Genomic DNA, 16,805 nt, shown 5'->3' on the forward strand with positions numbered 1-16,805 from the left:
GCCGGCACGGCGGGGCGGGGCGCCACGGCGGCCGGGGCGGGGGCTGGGGCCGGGGCCGGAGCGGGTGACCGTGCGGGGGAGGATTCCGGGGTCCGTGCGGGGGCGGAAGCGGGCGCGCCTGCCTCGGGCCATGCGGTGGACGGCCCGGCCTCGGCGGCGGGGGCCTCGGCGGCAGGACTCCCGGCGGCCGGGAATTCGGCGGCCGGCGCCTCCGGATCCTCGTCGAGGAACATCGGCCCCGACTCCTCCATGGCGGGCGTACGCGCGGAGCGCGGCGGCACCACGTCCTCCCCGGGCTGCGGCGCCGGCCGGCTCGTACCGGGAACCCAGGAAGAGCCGTTCCAGTACCGGATGTAGCCAGGAATGGACGGGTCCGGATAGTAGCCCGGAGTGGGGGAGGTCATCGTCCGTACGTCCCGTATCTGCTCGGCCGTATTGGTGGGCGTGGGGGTGGGTGAGGGGTGCGAGGTCCACATTTATCAGACACGGGGGCCGTCCGGGCCCCGCCCTTCGCCGGAACCACCCCCACGTGCTTACCCCATGGATACCGCCGCCGCGCCTCCTTCAAGAAAAATCCTCCCGATCCCGCGAAGCCGCGTAATGGTGAGAGCTGTATGCGCTCTCTCCCGGTGCGGGCCCCATGGCAGCACCCGCTGCGCGGCAAGACCGCAAAGGGCCGCCGCGCCGAGGAAAGGACGACGCTTCATGCACACCGTGGTGGAACGCGAACTCGAAATGCATCTGGTGCTGTCGCCCGAGCGCAGCATCCCCGTACCGGCCAAGCTGGCCTACCGCTCGGACGATCCCTTCGCCGTGCACATCACCTTCCACGTCGGCTCCGACTCCCACGTCAACTGGACCTTTGCCCGCGAGTTGCTGGTCGAGGGCGTCTTCCGGCCCTGCGGCCACGGCGACGTACGCGTCTGGCCCACAAAGGCCGACGGCCGCAGCGTCATCTGCGTGGCGCTCAGCTCCCCGGACGGCAACGCCCTGCTGGAGGCGTCCTCGTCGCCCGTCGCGGCCTGGCTGGAGCGCACGCTGCGTCTCGTTCCGCCGGGCACGGAGCAGGACCAGATCGCCCTGGACGACTGGCTGAGCGAGCTGCTGATGCCCACGACCCCGCGCGACGAGCTGTGGCTGCGCGATCCCTGGCGCAGGGAGGACGAAACGACGCCGGAGGCGTGACAGCCGGCGTGGTGACAGCCGACCGCGCGTCAGAAGAGCTTGCCCGGGTTGAGAATGCCGAGCGGGTCGAAGACCTCCTTGATCCCGCGCTGCATCTCCACCCCCACCGGGCCCAGTTCGCGGGCCAGCCACTCCTTCTTCAGTACGCCGACGCCATGCTCGCCGGTGATCGTGCCGCCCAGCTCCAGGCCGAGCGCCATGATCTCGTCGAACGACTCCCGCGCCCGCCGGGACTCATCGGGGTCGGCGGCGTCGAAACAGACCACGGGGTGCGTGTTGCCGTCCCCGGCGTGCGCGCACACCCCGATGGTCAGGCCGAACTTCTCCGCGATCCCGGCCACCCCGTCGAGCATCGCGCCCAGCGCGCTGCGCGGAACGCAGACATCGTCGATCATCGTCGCCGACGAGATCCGCTCCAGCGCCGGAAACGACATCCGGCGCGCCTGGAGCAGCATTTCCGACTCCGCCGCGTCCTCAGCCGGGACCACCTGGGTCGCTCCGGCTGCTGTGCACAGCTCCCCCAGCGCCGCCAGATCCGCTCCCGGGTCATGCGTGTCGAAAGCGGCGAGCAGCAGTGCCTCGGTGCTATCCGGCAGCCCCATGTTGGCCAGGTCGTTCACGGCCCTGATCGTCGTGGAGTCCATCAGCTCCAGCAGCGACGGTACGTGGCCTCCGGCCATGATCGCGCACACCGCATCACAGGCCGCCGCCACGGACGGGAACTCGGCGGCGAGCGCCAGCTGCAACGGTGGCACGGGCTTCAGGGCGAGGGTCGCCTCGACCACGATTCCCAGGCTGCCCTCCGACCCCACGAAGAGCCGCGTCATGTCGTACCCGGCGACCCCCTTCGCCGTCCGGCGGCCCGTCTTCAGCAGCCGGCCGTCGGCCAGGACCACCTCCAGGCCCAGTACGTATTCGGCGGTCACCCCGTACTTCACGCAGCACAGGCCCCCCGAGCCCGTGCCGATGTTCCCGCCGATCGTGCACTGCTCCCAGCTCGACGGGTCCGGCGGGTAGTACAGCCCCTGTTCCGCCACCGCCCGGGACAGCACGGCATTGACCACCCCGGGCTCCACGACCGCCACCCGGTCGACCGGATTGATCTCCAGGATTCGGTCCATCTTGGTGAGCGACAGCACGATGCACCCCTCCGACGCGTTCGCCGCCCCGGACAGCCCCGTCCGCGCCCCCTGCGGCACCACCGGGACCCGCAGAACGGTGGCGGTACGCATCACGTGCTGCACCTGCTCGGTGGTCCGTGGCAGCACCACGACCGCCGGAGCGCCCGAAGGGCAGAAGCTCGCCATGTCGTTGGCGTACGACGTCGTGACGTCGGGGTCGGTGAGGATCGCGTCGTCCGGCAGTCCCGCGCGCAGCTGATCAATAAGGTCGCCCATACGTCCAGCCTCGCACCCGCGTGCTGCGCGCGGAAGATCCTCGACGGGTAAGGCGTGCCGCACACGCGCCACGGCGGCGCAGGGGACGAAGCGGTCAGGCTGTTCACCCGGCAAGGTCAGACGACCACGTCAAACTTGACCCCTGCTGCACGCTCCCCGAGGTCGACCGCTACCTCACCGCCGCTGTCGCCGACCGGCGGCTGCGGTTCGGGCACGCCTACTGCGCACACGCAGAGCGCCGGACCATGCCCCTCCCCCGTGGAGGCACGACCCGGCGCTTTTGCGGCGGTTGAGGCGATCGTTGATCACCTCGAAGAGGGCCGTCAGGTAAGCCCTTGCCAACGACCATCGAACCGTGTCGCTGGATCATTTCGAAGAAGACCTCCGGGCGATCCTGAACAGGCTTGGTGAAGATCTCCGGTTGCCGGGCATGGCCACGAAGTTCATGGTGCGCAATGGTTCACCCAATCGCTGGACACTATGTACAGCGAAATATGAAATCAACCGGGCACATGAGCAACGGAGTCATGTACATGGGGATCGATGAGCTGGACGGCCGGATCATCAAGCTTCTCGCCGACGAGCCGCGGATCGGCGTGCTGGAGGCGTCGCGGCGGCTCGGCGTCGCGCGCGGGACAGTGCAGGCGCGGCTGGACCGGCTGCGGGCCAATGGGGTGATCCGGGGGTTCGGGCCGCAGGTGGATCCGGCGGCGCTGGGGTATCCGGTGACGGCGTTCGCGACGCTGGAGATCAAGCAGGGGCAAGGCACGGACGTACGGGCGTATTTGGTGGGCGTACCGGAGGTGCTGGAGCTGCACACGACGACCGGGCACGGGGACATGCTGTGCCGGCTGGTGGCGCGGTCGAACGCGGATCTTCAACGCGTGATCGACCGGGTTGTGGGCTTTGATGGCATTGTACGGGCGTCCACGGCGATTGTTATGGAAAATCCGGTTCCGTTGCGGATCATCCCGCTGGTGGAGCAGGCAGCGGCGGAGGAGACGTGAATTTCTGGGAGTACCTCGGCAACCGGCATCAGCAGTTGCTGATCGATGCGTATCAGCATGCCAGTGCCGTCTTCCAGTGCATGGTGATCGCCACCGTCGTCGGCGTGGTCCTCGGCGTCCTCACCTACCGCAGCGACTGGGCCGGGAACATGGCCATCACCTCGACCGCGACCATCCTGACCATCCCCTCCCTCGCCCTGATCGGTCTGCTGGTACCGCCGCTGGGGCTGGGCGTGCCGCCGACCGTGACGGCACTGGTGCTGTACGGGCTGCTGCCGATCGTCCGTAACGCCATCGTGGGGCTGCGCGGGGTCGACCCGACCCTGGTGGACGCGGCGAGGGGCATCGGCATGTCGCGGCTCGCGCGGCTGCTGCGGGTGGAGCTGCCGCTGGCGTGGCCGCCGATCCTGACCGGGATCAGGGTGTCGACACAGATGCTGATGGGCATCGCGGCCATCGCGGCGTACGCCTCCGGGCCCGGGCTCGGCAATGAGATCTTCCGGGGGATCGCCTCGCTGGGCAGCGCGAACGCGCTCAACCAGGTGCTCGCCGGGACACTCGGCATCGTCATCCTCGCGCTGCTCTTCGACGCCGCGTACGTACTGGTCGGCCGCCTGACCATCCCCGGGGGTATCCGTGCCTGAGGGCGCCGCCATCGTGCTGGAGAACCTGACCAAACGCTATCCGGGCCACCCGGAGTCGGCGGTGGACAGCGTCAGCATGGAGATCAAGGCGGGCGAGACGGTGATCCTCGTCGGGCCGTCGGGCTGCGGGAAGTCCACCACCCTGAAGATGATCAACCGGCTGATCGAGCCGACCTCCGGGCGGATCCGGATCAACGACGAGGACGTCACCGACATCGACCCGGTGAAGCTGCGCCGGAAGATCGGTTACGCGATCCAGTCCTCGGGGCTGTTCCCGCACATGACGGTGGCCGAGAACATCGCCCTCGTACCGAAGATGGTCGGGTGGTCGAAGGCGCGGGTGAAGGACCGGGTCGAGGAGATGCTGGACCTGGTGGGGCTGGACCCGAGGGAGTTCCACGGGCGGTATCCGCGGCAGCTGTCGGGTGGTCAGCAGCAGCGGGTGGGCGTGGCGCGGGCGCTCGCGGCGGACCCGCCGGTGCTGCTGATGGACGAGCCGTTCGGCGCGGTGGACCCCATCACACGCGATCATCTGCAGGACGAGCTGATCCGGCTGCAGCACGAGCTGCACAAGACCATCGTCTTCGTGACGCACGACTTCGACGAGGCCATCAAGCTCGGCGACCGGATCGCGGTGCTGCGGGAGCGTTCGCACATCGCGCAGTTCGACACCCCGGAGGCGATCCTCACCAACCCGGTCGACGACTTCGTCTCGGGCTTCGTGGGGGCGGGTGCCGCGCTCAAGCGACTCAATCTCACCCGGGTGCGGGACGTGGGCATCGCCGACTTCCCGACCGCGAGCGTGGACGACACGCTGCAGTCCGTCTTCGACCGGCTGCGGGGGACGAACACCAACGAGCTGCTGCTGCTCGACCGGCGGGGGCGGCCCTACAAATGGCTGCGGCGCGGCGACCTGATGCGGGCCAAGGGCTCGCTGGCGCGGGCCGGCACGATGGTGCAGGACACGGTGACCATGGACGCGACGCTGCGCGACGCCCTGGAGGCGGTGCTCCTCGACAGCAGCGGGCGGGTCGCGGTGACCGGGCGGCGCGGGGACTTCATCGGCGTCGTGGACATGGAGACACTGATGAACTCCGTGCACGAGATGCTGGAGGCCGACCGCCTCAACGCGATCGAGCACCACCACGACCTGGAGGAGACCCGGGCCCCGCAGACCAGGTCCGAGCAGGAGGACGCCGGCGGCGAACCCGGGGAGCGGGCGTGAGCTCACCCGGCACCCCGCAGCCCCGGAAGACCCAGGAGGAGCCCGAGCCGGGGCTCGAGGCGGAGCGCGGCTTCGTGGCCGAGCGCCCGCCACGCCGGCTGACCTGGCGGAAGGCCGTGATCACGCCGGTGGTGCTGGCGCTGGCACTGCTGGCGACATATCTGTGGTTCACCAACATCCCTCTGGACGCGATCGCCGAGAACTCCGTTGTCGGCGACACCGTCCGGCTGCGGGTGTGGCAGCACATCAAGCTCACCGCCATCTCCACCTTCTGGGTGCTCGTCATCGCCATCCCGCTCGGCATCGGCCTCACCCGGCGACGCCTGCGCCGCGCCGCCCCCGGCGTCACCGCCCTTGCCAACATCGGCCAGGCCACCCCGGCCATCGGCCTGCTGGCGCTCCTGGTCATCTGGCTCGGCATCGGCGCCCGTACGGCCATCATCGGCATGGTCATCTACGCGGTCCTGCCCGTGCTGTCCAACACCGTCGCCGGGCTCAAGGCCATCGACCCCACCCTGGTGGACGCCTCTCGCGGCATCGGCATGTCGGCGCTGGGGACCCTGACACGGGTCGAACTCCCCCTGGCCGTACCGCTGATCCTCGCGGGCGTTCGGACGGCGCTGGTCCTCAACGTCGGCACCGCCACGCTCGCCACCTTCGGCGGCGGCGGAGGCCTCGGCGACATCATCACCTCGGGCATCGTCACCCAGCGCATGCCGGTGCTCATCCTCGGCTCCGTACTCACCGTGGTGCTGGCCCTGTTCGTGGACTGGCTCGCCTCCCTCGTGGAGGCCGTCATGCGCCCGCGCGGCCTGGAGTTGGGCTGATGCGCCGCGTAGGGCGGTCTGCGGCCGTACGGTATGCGGCGTGCGCCCTGACGCTGGCCACCGCCCTGGCCGCCTGCGGCCTCAAGAGCGGCAGCCCCATGACGGACAACGTCACCCCCGGCTCCATCAGCACGGGCCTGCCCCTCAAGGGCGCCTCCCTCACCGTCACCTCGAAGAGCTTCAGCGAGAACATCATCCTAGGCCAGATGATCGGCCTCGCCTTCAAGGCCGCCGGCGCCGAGGTCCTGGACCGCACCAGCATCCAGGGCTCCATCGGCGCCCGGGAGGCGGTCCGTAAGGGCCAGGCCGACGCCATGTACGAGTACACCGGCACCGCCTGGATCACGTATCTCGGCCACACCAAGCCCATCGCCGACCCGCAGAAGCAGTGGCAGGCCGTCCACGACGAGGACCTCAAGAACGGCCTGACCTGGCTGCCGCAGTCCTCGCTCAACAACACCTACGCGCTGGCGATCAGCAAGGCCAACAACAAGAAGTACAAGCTGAAGACGCTGTCCGATGTCGCCGCCCTGGCGAAGAAGGGCCCCAAGGCGGTGACTCTCTGCGTCGAGAACGAGTTCGCCGCCCGCGAGGACGGCCTGCCGGGCATGGAGAAGGCGTACGGCATGAGCATCCCGGCCTCCCAGACGCAGAAGATGGACACCGGGATCATCTACACGCAAGTCGCCAAGAGCAATTCGTGCCTGCTGGGTGAGGTCTTCACCACCGACGGCCGGATCAAGTCACTGAACCTGGACGTCCTGGAGGACGACAAGAGGTTCTTCCCGAACTACAACGCGGCCCCGGTGGTCAACACGAAGGCCCTGAACAAGTGGCCCGCGATCCGGGGGCTGCTGGACCCGATCACGAAGAAGCTCACGACCTCGGTCGCCCAGGAGCTCAACGGCCAGGTGGATGTGGACGGCGACGACCCGCACCAGGTCGCCAAGCGCTGGCTGGTCAAGGAGGGCTTCATCAAGGAGGGCGGCTGACTGCCGCGCGGACCTCCGCGCGCCCGGCCGGGGCTCCTCAGCAGCTGGGGACCTTGCCCCCGCCGCCGTTGAGGGCCTTGAGGGCGCTGATCGCGCTGTCCAGGGTGGTGACGGGGACCAGGCGGAGCCCGGAGGGCAGTTCGGCCTGGGCGTCCGAGCACTCGCCCTGGGGCACGATGAAGACGGTGGCGCCGTCCCGCCGCGCGGCCTGGGTCTTGAGGGGGACGCCGCCGACGGCGCCGACCGTGCCGCTCGTGGTGATGGTGCCGGTGCCGGCGATCTTCTTGCCGCCGGTGAGGTCGCCGCCGGAGCCGTTTCCGTTGATCTTGTCGATGATGCCGAGCGTGAACATGAGCCCGGCGCTGGGTCCGCCGACGTCGGCGAGGTGCAGGCTGACCTTGACCTTGGAGGGGGACAGGCCGAGGTGGCCGAGGGCGGCGGCGGTCGCGGCGTCCTGGGACTGGGTCATCTCGGCCTGGTTGTGCTTCTCGATCTCCTGGACGGTCCCGCCGGTCGGATAGACGGCGTCGCGCGGCATCGCCGCCTCGTCCTTGGCGAACCACGCCTTGACGATGTCGCTGAAGTGCACGCTCGCGTCCGGCTGGGTCGCCGCGATCGTCGTCATCCGCAGCTGTCCGGTGGTCCTACGGGTCGTGGTGCCGGTGATGGTGATCACCTGCTGGCCCTTGTTCGTGCCCAGGACGTCCGCCGTCAGCCCGGGCACGACGATCGACACCGGCAGCGGCGCCAGGGCCGCCACCGCGAGCAGGGCGATCACCAGGGCGGCGCAGACGGCGAGGACCCGGTTCCGGGGTGAGGCAGCGGCGGCGGCGAAAGACATGGGGAGAATCTAGTTCACGCGGCCACTAGCGCAGTGCATCGGCCACCTCAAGGGCCGCCTCGACCACACGCGGCCCGACCCGCTCGGGTATCGCGTCCGCGAGCATGACGACGCCCACGCTGCCCTCGATACCGGTCACCCCGAGCAGCGGCGCGGCCGCACTGCTCGCCCCCGCCTCCAGGTCGCCCTGACTCAGCACGAAGCCGGGCTGCCCTTCGACACACCGCTGCTCCGGTACGTACGGGTGGACACCCCGCCCCGCCAGGATCGCTCGGCCCGCGGCGCCGCGCTCCAGGGTGTGGCGGAAGCCGGTGCGGTAGGCCACGTGGTAATCGGTCCAGCTGGGCTCGACGACGGCGACGGCGAGCGCTTCGGTGCCGTCGACAAGGGTGAGGTGGGCAGTGGCGCCGATGTCCTCGGCGAGCGAGCGCAGCGCCGGGAGGGCCGCCTCGCGCAGCAGCGGGTGCACCTGGTGGGCGAGCCGGAGCACGCCGAGGCCCACGCGGGCGCGGCCGCCGAGATCACGTCGTACGAGGGCGTGCTGCTCCAGCGTGGCGAGCAGCCGGTAGACGACCGTCCGGTTGACCCCGAGCTTGGCCGCCAGTTCGGTGACGGTGAGCCCGTGGTCGGTGTCGGCGAGCAGCTTGAGGACTCTGAGGCCCCGGTCGAGCGTCTGAGAGGTCTCCGCGGTCACGACGCCCCCTTCTCGTGAGTGGCGGCGTCTCCTCCGCCGGTCCCGCGGCAGAGCGCGGAGATGCCGCCGGTTTGGCGGTGGGTACCGGCTGCGCTCCGAGACTGCGATGACACGGAGCGCGTTGCGTGAGCGGCACGCTATCCACTCGGTACCGCTCAGCGGAAGACACCGTCCACAATCCGGTCAGGTTTTATACGAATGAACGCATACTTCCGGCATGTGACGCCGGTCACCGCATCCTCGTCGCCCACTCCTGGACCTTTTTGATGCGCTCGCCCAGCTGCCCCGCCGTGGCCTCCGCGCTCGGCGGGCCGCCGCACACCCGGCGTAGCTCGTTGTGGATCACACCGTGCGGCTTGCCGCTCTGGTGGTTGTAGGCGGCGACCAGGGTGTTGAGCTGCTTGCGCAGTTCGAGGAGCTGCTTGTGGGTGACGATCGGGCGCCGCTCGGCGGGGAGTTCGATCAGGTCGGCCTCCGCGTCCGGCTTCTTGCGGCTGTGTGCGATCTGCCGGGCCTGCCGCTTCTGCAGCAGCATCTGCACCTGGTCCGGCTCCAACAGCCCGGGGATGCCGAGGTAGTCCTGCTCCTCCTCGCTGCCCGGGTGCGCCTGCATGCCGAACTCGGCGCCGTCGTACAGCACCCGGTCGAAAACCGCGTCGGACTCGAGCGCCTCGAAGGGCAACTGCTCCTGGTCGCCGGTGTCCTCGTCCTGCTCGCGCTCCGCCTCCGCGAGGAGCTTGTCCTCCTCGGCGTAGATGTCCTCGTCGCCGCCGTCCTTCTTCGGCTTGTCGAGCACGTGGTCACGCTCGACCTCCATCTCGTTGGCGAATTCCAGCAGCATCGGGATCGTCGGCACGAACACCGACGCCGTCTCGCCCCGGCGACGCGACCGTACGAAACGGCCCACGGCCTGTGCGAAGAACAGGGGGGTGGAGATGGTCGTCGCGTACACCCCGACCGCGAGGCGGGGGACGTCGACGCCCTCCGACACCATCCGGACCGCGACCATCCACCGGTCGTCGCTCGCCCCGAAGTCCTCGATCCGCTTCGACGAACCCGGGTCGTCCGACAGCACCACGGTCGCCTTGTGCCCGGTGATCTCCTTGATCAGCTTCGCGTACGCCCGCGCCGAGTCCTGGTCCGTCGCGATCACCAGCGCCCCCGCGTCCGGGATCCCCTTCCTGACCTCCGTCAGCCGCTGGTCGGCGGCCCGCAGCACGTTCGGGATCCAGTCGCCGGTGGGCGCGAGCGCGGTGCGCCAGGCCTGGCCGATCGCGTCCTTCGTCATCGGCTCGCCGAGGCGGGCGGCGATCTCGTCGCCCGCCTTGGTGCGCCAGCGCATGTTGCCGCTGTAGGAGAGGAAGATGACCGGGCGCACGACGCCGTCCGCGAGCGCGTTGCCGTAGCCGTACGTGTAGTCGGCGGAGGACCGGCGGATGCCGTCGTTCCCCTCTTCGTACGTCACGAAGGGGATCGGGTTCGTGTCCGACCGGAACGGCGTACCCGTGAGGGCCAGTCGGCGGGTCGCCGGCTCGAACGCCTCCAGGCACGCCTCGCCCCACGACTTGCTGTCGCCCGCGTGATGGATCTCGTCCAGAATCACGAGCGTCTTCCGGCTCTCACACCGGTTCCGGTGCAGCATCGGCCGAACGCCCACACCCGCGTACGTCACCGCCACCCCGTGGTACTCCCGGCTCACCGGCCCCGCGCTGTACTCCGGATCCAGCTTGATCCCTATCCGCGCCGCCGCCTCCGCCCACTGCTTCTTCAGGTGTTCGGTCGGCGCGACCACCGTGATCTGCTGCACGAGGTGGTTGTGCAGCAGATACGACGCCAACGTCAGCGCGAACGTCGTCTTCCCGGCCCCCGGCGTCGCCACGGCCAGGAAGTCGCGCGGCTGCGTCGCGACATAGCGGTCGATCGCGCCCTGCTGCCACGCTCTCAGCTTCCCCGCCGTACCCCACGGGGCACGGCCAGGAAAGGCCGGGGACAAGCTGTGCGAATGGGCGCCGCTGGATGTGGCTGCGGTGGTAGTCACGGTCTCCGGTATGTCGGTCGGGGCCCGCGTTCAGGGCTTCCGCGCGGGGCTTACGTTCGGGGCTTACGTACGAAAACCCGGCCAGCCTACCGGCGCCCCGGCCGCCACTCCGGCAGAACGCCGCCGCGTCCGTCGCATGTGCGACACGGGTCACAATCGCCGGGCGGTGCCCGGCACGGTTGCTCTCCCCCACCCCGCCCCGTCCCGAAACCGGGGGCAAGCCCCCTGGACCCCCGGGTGGAGTGTTCGGCTGCAGGTCCGTGGTCGGTTGTGCCCACCCTCCCCCCAGACTCCGTCTGGGAGGTGCCCCCATCTCGCTTCGCTCGCCACTGCGGAACGGGTGGCCACAACCAGGTAGACGCCGACGGCGGGCAACCACCCACAGGTGGACCCGCATCTGCCCACTCAGCCGCACGGGTGGTCGGGTGGGAAGGGCCTGCCGCAGGCGCAACGGCGCCGCAGCGTCAGGCCGCGGGGCGGAGGCGGGCAGCGACCCAGGTGCCCGTGAGAGCGATCGTGGCGAGGGGGAGGAAGACCGCGGCGAACGCCGCAGCGTGCGCGGCGCCGCCGAGCGCGGCGAAGGCCGTGCCCGTGGCGCTGACGAGGATGACGTTGGAGAGGGCGTCGCTGACTTGGAGCGCGGCGGAGTTGGCACCGGCCTCGGCGGGGGGCGACAGACGGAGGAGGAGGACGCTGAGGGAGGCGATGACGAGGCCGAGGCCGAGGCCGCCGACGACCCAGGCGAGGGCGGCGGTCCAGACGGGGGCGCCGGGGAGGAGGGTGAGCCCGGCGCCGGCGATGGCGAGGGCGGAGAGGATCATGCCGGCCCGGACGAGGCGGTCGCGGTGCGGCTCAAGACGGGGGCGGCTCTGCAGATACGAGCCGAGGCCCCACGTGACGCCGCCCCCGGCCAGCGAAAGCCCGGCGAGGGTCGGGGAGAGGCCGCGCTGGGTGACCAGCATCAGCGGGATGAAACTCTCGGCCCCGATGAACGTACCGGCCGCGACCCCGCGCAGCAGCACCACCGCCGGCAGCCCCCGCCCCGCCCGGAACGTACCGCGCGGCAGCAGCCGCAAGGCCGACGGCACAAGCAGCGCGGCCCCGGCGGCGGCCGGGACCAGCGACACCCAGCGCAGATCCTGGCCCGCGTACTGAAGCAGCGCCGCGCCCAGCGCGATGCCGCCCGCCAGCCGCAACCGGCGCCGGTCCATCGGAGCCCCGGCCCCCGCCACGCCCCCGTCCGTGCCCGCCGCGTCAAGGCGCCGCAGCGCCGGCAGCGCGGTGAGCAGCGGTACGACGACGAGCGCCGGGATCGCCAGGAACACCCAGCGCCAGCCGAGCTGTTCGGTGACCGTCCCCGACACCAGCGGGCCCACGATCGACGGGACGACCCACGCCCCGGAGAAGGCCGCCATGATCGTCGGCCGCAGCCGCTCGGGGTAGGCGCGGCCCACGACCACGTACAGGGCGACGATGAGGAGGCCGCCGCCGATCCCTTGCACGGCCCGGCCCAGCACGAAGGGCCACATGGACTGCGCGGTGCCGGAGATGACCAGGCCCGCCGCGAAGCCGCCGATGCCGGCCGCCAGCGGGGGCAGCGGGCCGTTGCGGTCGCACCACTGGCCGCTGACGACCATGGCGAACAGCGAGGTCGTGAAGAACGCCGAGAACGCGAAGGCGTACAGCGCCAGCCCGTCCAGCTCCCGGGCCGCGATCGGCATGGCCGTCCCGATCGCGGTCGCCTCGAAGGCGATCAGCAGGACGACGGTCACGATGCCGAGGGTGAGGGCCCGATAGGGGCGCCCCCACACGGTCGCGTCGTCCGGCGCAGGTATGGGCGTGCGGGTCTGCTCGGTGTTCGACTGCGGCTCTGCGGTTGTCACCCCGACAGAGTAAGGGGCGTATCCCCGTTTCACCCCTGCCGTTCGGCTGATGCCCTGTCGGTCCTTGGACTTAGGGTCGCCCGGCAGGGAAGACCTACCGCATGCCGACCTTCACCTCGTACGACGGAGCCGAGATCGCGTACCGCACCACCGGCGAGGGCCCCGCCCTCGTCTGCCTGGCCGGAGGCCCGGCCAGGGACGCCGCCTACCTGGGGAACCTGGGCAGCCTGGACGCGACCCGCACCCTGGTGATCCCCGACAGCAGGGGCACCGGCGACACGCCCCCGGCGGAGGACCCCGGGTCGTACGCCTTCACGCGGCTCGCGGAGGACGTGGAGGCCCTGCGCCAGCACCTCGGCCGGGAACGCATCGCCCTGCTGGCGCACGACGCGGCGGCCGCGACCGCCCAGGCGTACGCGGCGGCGCACGGCGACCGGCTCACCCACCTCGTCCTGGTCACGCCCGGCTCGCGGCTGCAGGGCGAACTGCCGGAGGACGCCCGGGAGATCTTCCAGGAGCGGGCCGCTGAGCCGTGGTGGCCGGAGGCGATGGTGGCCCTGCACGACCTGGAGGAGGCCACCGACTTCGACGAGGTCAAGGCGCTGCTGCTGAAGATCGCGCCCATGGCGTACGGCCGCTGGGACGAGCCCCAGCAGGCGCACGCCGCCGCCGAGGCGGACCAGCTGAACCCGGTGCCGCGAGCGGGCTTCTGGCAAGGGATGGATGAGCAGACCCGACTGGGCCTCCTGCGGCGGCTGCGGGCGGTGACCTGCCCGGTGCTGGTAATCACGGGCGACCGGGACGCGGTGAGCGGGATGCACGCGGGAAAGGTGGTGGCCGAGTCCTTTCCCCACGGGCGCTGGCAGCCGCTGCACGGGGTGGGGCACTACCCGTGGGTCGACGAGCCGGAGCTGTTCCGTCCGGTAGCCGAGGAATTTTTGGATGAGTCGTCTGCCGATTAGTGGGCATAAAGTCTGATATGGGGCATGCGAAGAGCTTTGAACTGACGTTCCCGGCGTCGGGTGACACGGTCGTCGTCATCGAGACCGAGCGCAAGGGTGCCGGTGGCTACCCCGTCTACGCCGACGACACCGGCATCGTCCAGGCCGAAATAAGCGACCGCGGCGAAGTCCGCATGCTCGCCAGCGGCGGCCACCAGAGCCACGACTTCCCCTCCCGCGCCGTCGCGCGCTCCTGAGCCGCTCCCGAAGCGCTTCCGGCCACCATCCGGGCCGTTCGTGAACTTCACGTTGCAGCCCAGCCCCGGTCATTGACCGCCCCCGGGCCACCCCGCCTATGGTCTTCGTACGTGGTCACCATGGCGGTGTGCCCGAGTGGTTGAGGGACTCGCCTGCAAAGCGAGTTACGCCGGTTCGATTCCGGTCACCGCCTCCATGCCCCTCACCAGGGGATACGAGTAGGGCGGTCTTCCCCAGGAAGGCCGCCCTACTGCCGTTCGTCTCAGTTTCCGTCTCAGTTGTCCGGTACGAGCGCGCCGGCCGCGCCGTCACCGTCGTCCGGCCGGTCGAGGCGAGGAGCCAGCCCGATCCGCAACCAGCGTACGGACCCCGGTCTCTCACCCCAAGGGCCAGACCTCAAACTCTCTCCACACCGCCCGCGTGTACCTGGGCAGGCTAGCCACAGCCGACATCAACGATCACGCGCGACTGATCCCGCACGACCAAAGCCATTAGGGTGCACGCCATGACGTTGCCCCGTGAGCAAGTGAATAGCCGGGAAGACCTGGCTGCGTATGTTCGAGCGCTGCAGGGTGAGTTCTACAGCCGGGGTTCGAAGTGGGAGAACCGTACGCTCGAAGACTTCCTCAGAGCCTTGGCTGCCTGCATCAAGGATCACAACGGCGGACCGCAGGCTCGCAAGGGAGCTACGCCGGAACCTGCCGATTGGGGCGGCGTCGCCTCTGGTGGCACGTGCGCGCAGGTCCTCATGCGGTGGCCTTGGCGATGATGCCTTCAACCTCTTCTCGACCGAAGGCCCGCAGGGTCGTGGTGCGGACGTTGCCCATCCCACTGAGCTGCAGGAGCGCTGCGGCGGCGGTTTCGTCGTCGGGCGCCTCGACAATGCCCACGATGTCATACGGACCGACAGTCCAATAAATGTTCACGAGCTTCGCCCCGAGCTTCTGTAGCGCTGCGGCGAGAGCGTCAGCCCGCTCCGCGGTGTCCTTGTAGGCGCGAATCCCCTGGTCGGTCCAGCTCAGCAGCGTGACGTAGGTCGGCACGGCCTCTCACCTCCATGAAGAGCGGCGTCCCCAACCCAGCTTAATTTCAGATATGGCAGACCGCATTCGGCGCCAGAATACGCGGCGTGGTCGGCCAATCCGCTACGGCGAGTACGCCGACTCATAGACCCTGGGCTGTGATGCGACGGGATCTCACTCGCCCCATATGGCGAAGCCACCCCTCCCGCGGCGGCTGACATCACCACCTGACATCAACGCTGCCAGACGACCGCGGATCCGGGCAGATGTCGAAGGATCCGATGCCGCCTACGACTGCACGCTCCGGCAGGCGGAGCAGAGCCGCGCTCGAACTCCCAATGCGGTGCTCACGCATGTGCGCCCTCCCGGGCCGTTCTGGGGCCGTGAAAGGGCGCTCAATGGCGACCAACGTCGACAGCAGGTCAGGGCGTTGATCGATTAGGCGGCCGCAGGTCACGGCCGCCGGTGAGCAGTTGTCGGCGTACTGATCGCGCCCGTCGCCTACGGCCCGCCGTCGAAGAAGCCGGACTTCAGGTCCCCGATGACGGCGTCGAGTGGATGCCCACTGACGATGAACGGTCCGCTCCAGGGCGCGCTGAGTGCGAAGAGCAACGCCAGGCTCAGCCCGACCACACTCGCAACACCTACGATCAGCAGTGACGTTCGCAGGCTGCTGCGGAAGACCAGTGCGCCGGAGTTCACGATCAAGGCCAGTCCGCTGACCACAAGCGTGACGACGTAGAGCGCGGGAACGTCGCGCGAGGCGGCCGCAACGCGGGCGCGACGACTACTGGTGACACCGTCCATGGAAACCACCAGCTCCGTGCCTGTCGGGGTTCCCACCTCGGGCCGGGCCGCCTCGGCGCGCACACTCCGCTCCAGCCGTGCGATCGCGCGAGCGGTGGCCGGGTCGTCACCGGACGCCGCTGCTGCAGCCTCCCACTCCCTGGCACGCGTGGTCTGCAAGTAGTCCAGCAGTGCCGCATGAATCGGCTCCGACTGGACTCGCGGACTTGTCGCCGCCCATGCCAGGCGGGAGGCCGCGGCCGCCTCGTCGCTCACCAACCCCTCGGCTGCGCGCAGGTAGCCGGCCTCGCTGGCCAGTGTGAGTGCCGCAAAGATCGCGAAGGCAGCGCCGAGTGTCGGCATCAGGGGCGTGGCGATCTGTGGCACCCGATCCCGTTCCTCGCCCGGTACGAGCGCCCGGACGCCGACCCGCGCCACGGCCGCGACCAGTAAGGCAAGTAAGAGCCCGCCCACAACCAGCACCACCGCCGGCAGCGAGGTCAACCAGTTCACCACATCACCTACAGCGCGTTACCGCGAGCGCCACACGGCGGCGGCACATCGGCCCCCGCGACCTGGAGCTCCTCGTCGATCACTTTTAATGAACGCTCCATGATCACAGGTCGAAGACCTTTGACGCTCGCGACGCCCGGCACGGCATCTCGTTTCGTTGGCCAAACAGCCGTCGGGAAGCCGACGGGCTTCTCGTGGTCACTGAACCGGCACGTCAACGAATGTCCCACCTGTCCGACTGTCCCACCACCCTGCCTGACCTGCGTAAAGGGGTGGGACAGCAGGAATTGGGGCTGTCCCACCTGTCCGACTCGGTACAGATGGGCTGCAACACCCCGGGGTGTTGCAGCCCATCGGCGAAGCCGATCCGGTCTGCTGTGGACGCCTATCGTCGTTAGCCCGCGAGCGGGTTGGGCATCTCCGGCGTAGCCGGACCATGGTCGCAGCCGCCGCAGGCGGCTTCCTTCTGGCTCCTGATCACGCATACACGGGCGCCGACATGCCGCGGTTCAGGACCCCGGCGAGTGAGTGGCGAGTGAGTGTGACCCTTAC

General features: G+C 69.8%; 17 protein-coding genes, 1 tRNA gene and 1 pseudogene. 10 read left to right on the forward strand and 9 right to left on the reverse strand.

The window, feature by feature from the left end; genetic code table 11:
- Positions 1 to 476, reverse strand: a 476-nt coding sequence (locus tag EFK10_RS37895; protein WP_407647231.1) for a DUF2510 domain-containing protein, incomplete at its 3' end; no start/stop codon positions are given.
- A gap of 229 nt (positions 477 to 705) precedes the next feature.
- Here EFK10_RS37895 and EFK10_RS37900 point away from each other — a divergent pair.
- Positions 706 to 1,185, forward strand: a complete 480-nt coding sequence (locus EFK10_RS37900; RefSeq protein WP_127360199.1) for an SsgA family sporulation/cell division regulator — start codon at positions 706 to 708, stop codon at positions 1,183 to 1,185.
- Between the two features lie 29 nt (positions 1,186 to 1,214).
- Here the strand turns inward: EFK10_RS37900 and EFK10_RS37905 are convergent, their stop codons facing one another.
- Together EFK10_RS37905 and EFK10_RS37910 are read right to left on the reverse strand one after the other, a co-directional pair.
- Positions 1,215 to 2,582, reverse strand: a complete 1,368-nt coding sequence (locus EFK10_RS37905; RefSeq protein WP_127360200.1) for an FAD-binding oxidoreductase — start codon at positions 2,580 to 2,582, stop codon at positions 1,215 to 1,217.
- A gap of 273 nt (positions 2,583 to 2,855) precedes the next feature.
- Positions 2,856 to 3,000, reverse strand: a pseudogene (locus EFK10_RS37910) (4-hydroxyphenylpyruvate dioxygenase); the annotation flags it as partial.
- 115 nt (positions 3,001 to 3,115) lie between these two features.
- Between EFK10_RS37910 and EFK10_RS37915 the strand changes: the two are divergent.
- Genes EFK10_RS37915 through EFK10_RS37935 form a run of 5 tightly spaced genes read left to right on the forward strand, consistent with a single transcriptional unit; the run spans position 3,116 to position 7,277 of the window.
- A complete protein-coding gene (locus EFK10_RS37915) occupies positions 3,116 to 3,589 on the forward strand; it encodes an Lrp/AsnC family transcriptional regulator (RefSeq protein WP_127360201.1) in 474 nt (157 codons plus the stop codon).
- Positions 3,586 to 4,233: an ABC transporter permease gene (locus EFK10_RS37920; RefSeq protein WP_127360202.1), complete on the forward strand. Its 648-nt coding sequence runs from the start codon at positions 3,586 to 3,588 to the stop codon at positions 4,231 to 4,233. The genes EFK10_RS37915 and EFK10_RS37920 overlap by 4 nt, the downstream gene beginning before the upstream one ends.
- Positions 4,226 to 5,458, forward strand: a complete 1,233-nt coding sequence (locus EFK10_RS37925) for a betaine/proline/choline family ABC transporter ATP-binding protein (RefSeq protein WP_127360203.1) — start codon at positions 4,226 to 4,228, stop codon at positions 5,456 to 5,458. The genes EFK10_RS37920 and EFK10_RS37925 overlap by 8 nt, the downstream gene beginning before the upstream one ends.
- Positions 5,455 to 6,285: an ABC transporter permease gene (locus EFK10_RS37930; protein WP_127360204.1), complete on the forward strand. Its 831-nt coding sequence runs from the start codon at positions 5,455 to 5,457 to the stop codon at positions 6,283 to 6,285. Before EFK10_RS37925 ends, EFK10_RS37930 begins: the two co-directional genes overlap by 4 nt.
- Complete coding sequence (locus tag EFK10_RS37935) at positions 6,285 to 7,277, forward strand: glycine betaine ABC transporter substrate-binding protein (protein ID WP_127360205.1); 993 nt, start codon at positions 6,285 to 6,287, stop codon at positions 7,275 to 7,277. The genes EFK10_RS37930 and EFK10_RS37935 overlap by 1 nt, the downstream gene beginning before the upstream one ends.
- Positions 7,278 to 7,314: 37 nt before the next feature.
- Here the strand turns inward: EFK10_RS37935 and EFK10_RS37940 are convergent, their stop codons facing one another.
- From EFK10_RS37940 to EFK10_RS37955, 4 genes are all read right to left on the reverse strand, one after another.
- Positions 7,315 to 8,118 carry a S16 family serine protease gene (locus EFK10_RS37940; RefSeq protein ID WP_127360206.1) on the reverse strand — a complete coding sequence of 268 codons (804 nt, stop codon included), beginning with the start codon at positions 8,116 to 8,118 and terminating at the stop codon, positions 7,315 to 7,317.
- Between the two features lie 25 nt (positions 8,119 to 8,143).
- Positions 8,144 to 8,812, reverse strand: coding sequence for an IclR family transcriptional regulator (locus EFK10_RS37945; RefSeq protein ID WP_127360207.1), 669 nt, complete (start codon positions 8,810 to 8,812; stop codon positions 8,144 to 8,146).
- 229 nt (positions 8,813 to 9,041) lie between these two features.
- Positions 9,042 to 10,850 carry a DEAD/DEAH box helicase gene (locus EFK10_RS37950; RefSeq protein ID WP_127360208.1) on the reverse strand — a complete coding sequence of 603 codons (1,809 nt, stop codon included), beginning with the start codon at positions 10,848 to 10,850 and terminating at the stop codon, positions 9,042 to 9,044.
- A gap of 464 nt (positions 10,851 to 11,314) precedes the next feature.
- A complete protein-coding gene (locus EFK10_RS37955) occupies positions 11,315 to 12,733 on the reverse strand; it encodes an MFS transporter (RefSeq protein ID WP_127360209.1) in 1,419 nt (472 codons plus the stop codon).
- Between the two features lie 101 nt (positions 12,734 to 12,834).
- Here EFK10_RS37955 and EFK10_RS37960 point away from each other — a divergent pair, with 101 nt between their 5' ends.
- The 4 genes from EFK10_RS37960 (at position 12,835) to EFK10_RS53830 (ending at position 14,701) form a co-directional block, all read left to right on the forward strand.
- Complete coding sequence (locus EFK10_RS37960; RefSeq protein ID WP_127360210.1) at positions 12,835 to 13,695, forward strand: alpha/beta fold hydrolase; 861 nt, start codon at positions 12,835 to 12,837, stop codon at positions 13,693 to 13,695.
- Positions 13,696 to 13,712: 17 nt separating this feature from the next.
- Entirely contained in the window at positions 13,713 to 13,931 is a 219-nt protein-coding gene (locus tag EFK10_RS37965; RefSeq protein WP_127360211.1) for a DUF6296 family protein, read from the forward strand.
- 122 nt (positions 13,932 to 14,053) lie between these two features.
- A tRNA-Cys gene (locus EFK10_RS37970) sits at positions 14,054 to 14,128 on the forward strand.
- A gap of 309 nt (positions 14,129 to 14,437) precedes the next feature.
- Complete coding sequence (locus EFK10_RS53830) at positions 14,438 to 14,701, forward strand: DUF7660 family protein (RefSeq protein WP_456318739.1); 264 nt, start codon at positions 14,438 to 14,440, stop codon at positions 14,699 to 14,701.
- On the opposite strand, the gene EFK10_RS37975 is transcribed toward EFK10_RS53830, so the two are convergent.
- Together EFK10_RS37975 and EFK10_RS37980 are read right to left on the reverse strand one after the other, a co-directional pair.
- The gene (locus tag EFK10_RS37975) at positions 14,679 to 14,975 is read right to left on the reverse strand and encodes a GYD domain-containing protein (protein ID WP_127360212.1); all 297 of its coding nucleotides are present in this window, start codon (positions 14,973 to 14,975) and stop codon (positions 14,679 to 14,681) included. The genes EFK10_RS53830 and EFK10_RS37975 overlap by 23 nt on opposite strands.
- 480 nt (positions 14,976 to 15,455) lie before the next feature.
- Entirely contained in the window at positions 15,456 to 16,244 is a 789-nt protein-coding gene (locus tag EFK10_RS37980) for a bestrophin-like domain (RefSeq protein ID WP_206305746.1), read from the reverse strand.
- Between the last annotated feature and the right edge of the window lie 561 nt (positions 16,245 to 16,805).

Origin of the sequence: Streptomyces soli, assembly GCF_003999195.1 — a bacterium.
Taxonomy (GTDB): domain Bacteria; phylum Actinomycetota; class Actinomycetes; order Streptomycetales; family Streptomycetaceae; genus Actinacidiphila; species Actinacidiphila soli.

Excerpts from the sequence above, each read along its gene's own strand:
- EFK10_RS37900 (WP_127360199.1), top strand. The coding sequence starts at position 706 with ATGCACACCGTGGTGGAACGCGAACTCGAAATGCATCTGGTGCTGTCG.
- EFK10_RS37905 (WP_127360200.1), bottom strand. The coding sequence starts at position 2,582 with ATGGGCGACCTTATTGATCAGCTGCGCGCGGGACTGCCGGACGACGCG.
- EFK10_RS37915 (WP_127360201.1), top strand. The coding sequence starts at position 3,116 with ATGGGGATCGATGAGCTGGACGGCCGGATCATCAAGCTTCTCGCCGAC.
- EFK10_RS37935 (WP_127360205.1), top strand. The coding sequence starts at position 6,285 with ATGCGCCGCGTAGGGCGGTCTGCGGCCGTACGGTATGCGGCGTGCGCC.
- EFK10_RS37940 (WP_127360206.1), bottom strand. The coding sequence starts at position 8,118 with ATGTCTTTCGCCGCCGCCGCTGCCTCACCCCGGAACCGGGTCCTCGCC.
- EFK10_RS37960 (WP_127360210.1), top strand. The coding sequence starts at position 12,835 with ATGCCGACCTTCACCTCGTACGACGGAGCCGAGATCGCGTACCGCACC.
- EFK10_RS37965 (WP_127360211.1), top strand. The coding sequence starts at position 13,713 with ATGGGGCATGCGAAGAGCTTTGAACTGACGTTCCCGGCGTCGGGTGAC.
- EFK10_RS53830 (WP_456318739.1), top strand. The coding sequence starts at position 14,438 with ATGACGTTGCCCCGTGAGCAAGTGAATAGCCGGGAAGACCTGGCTGCG.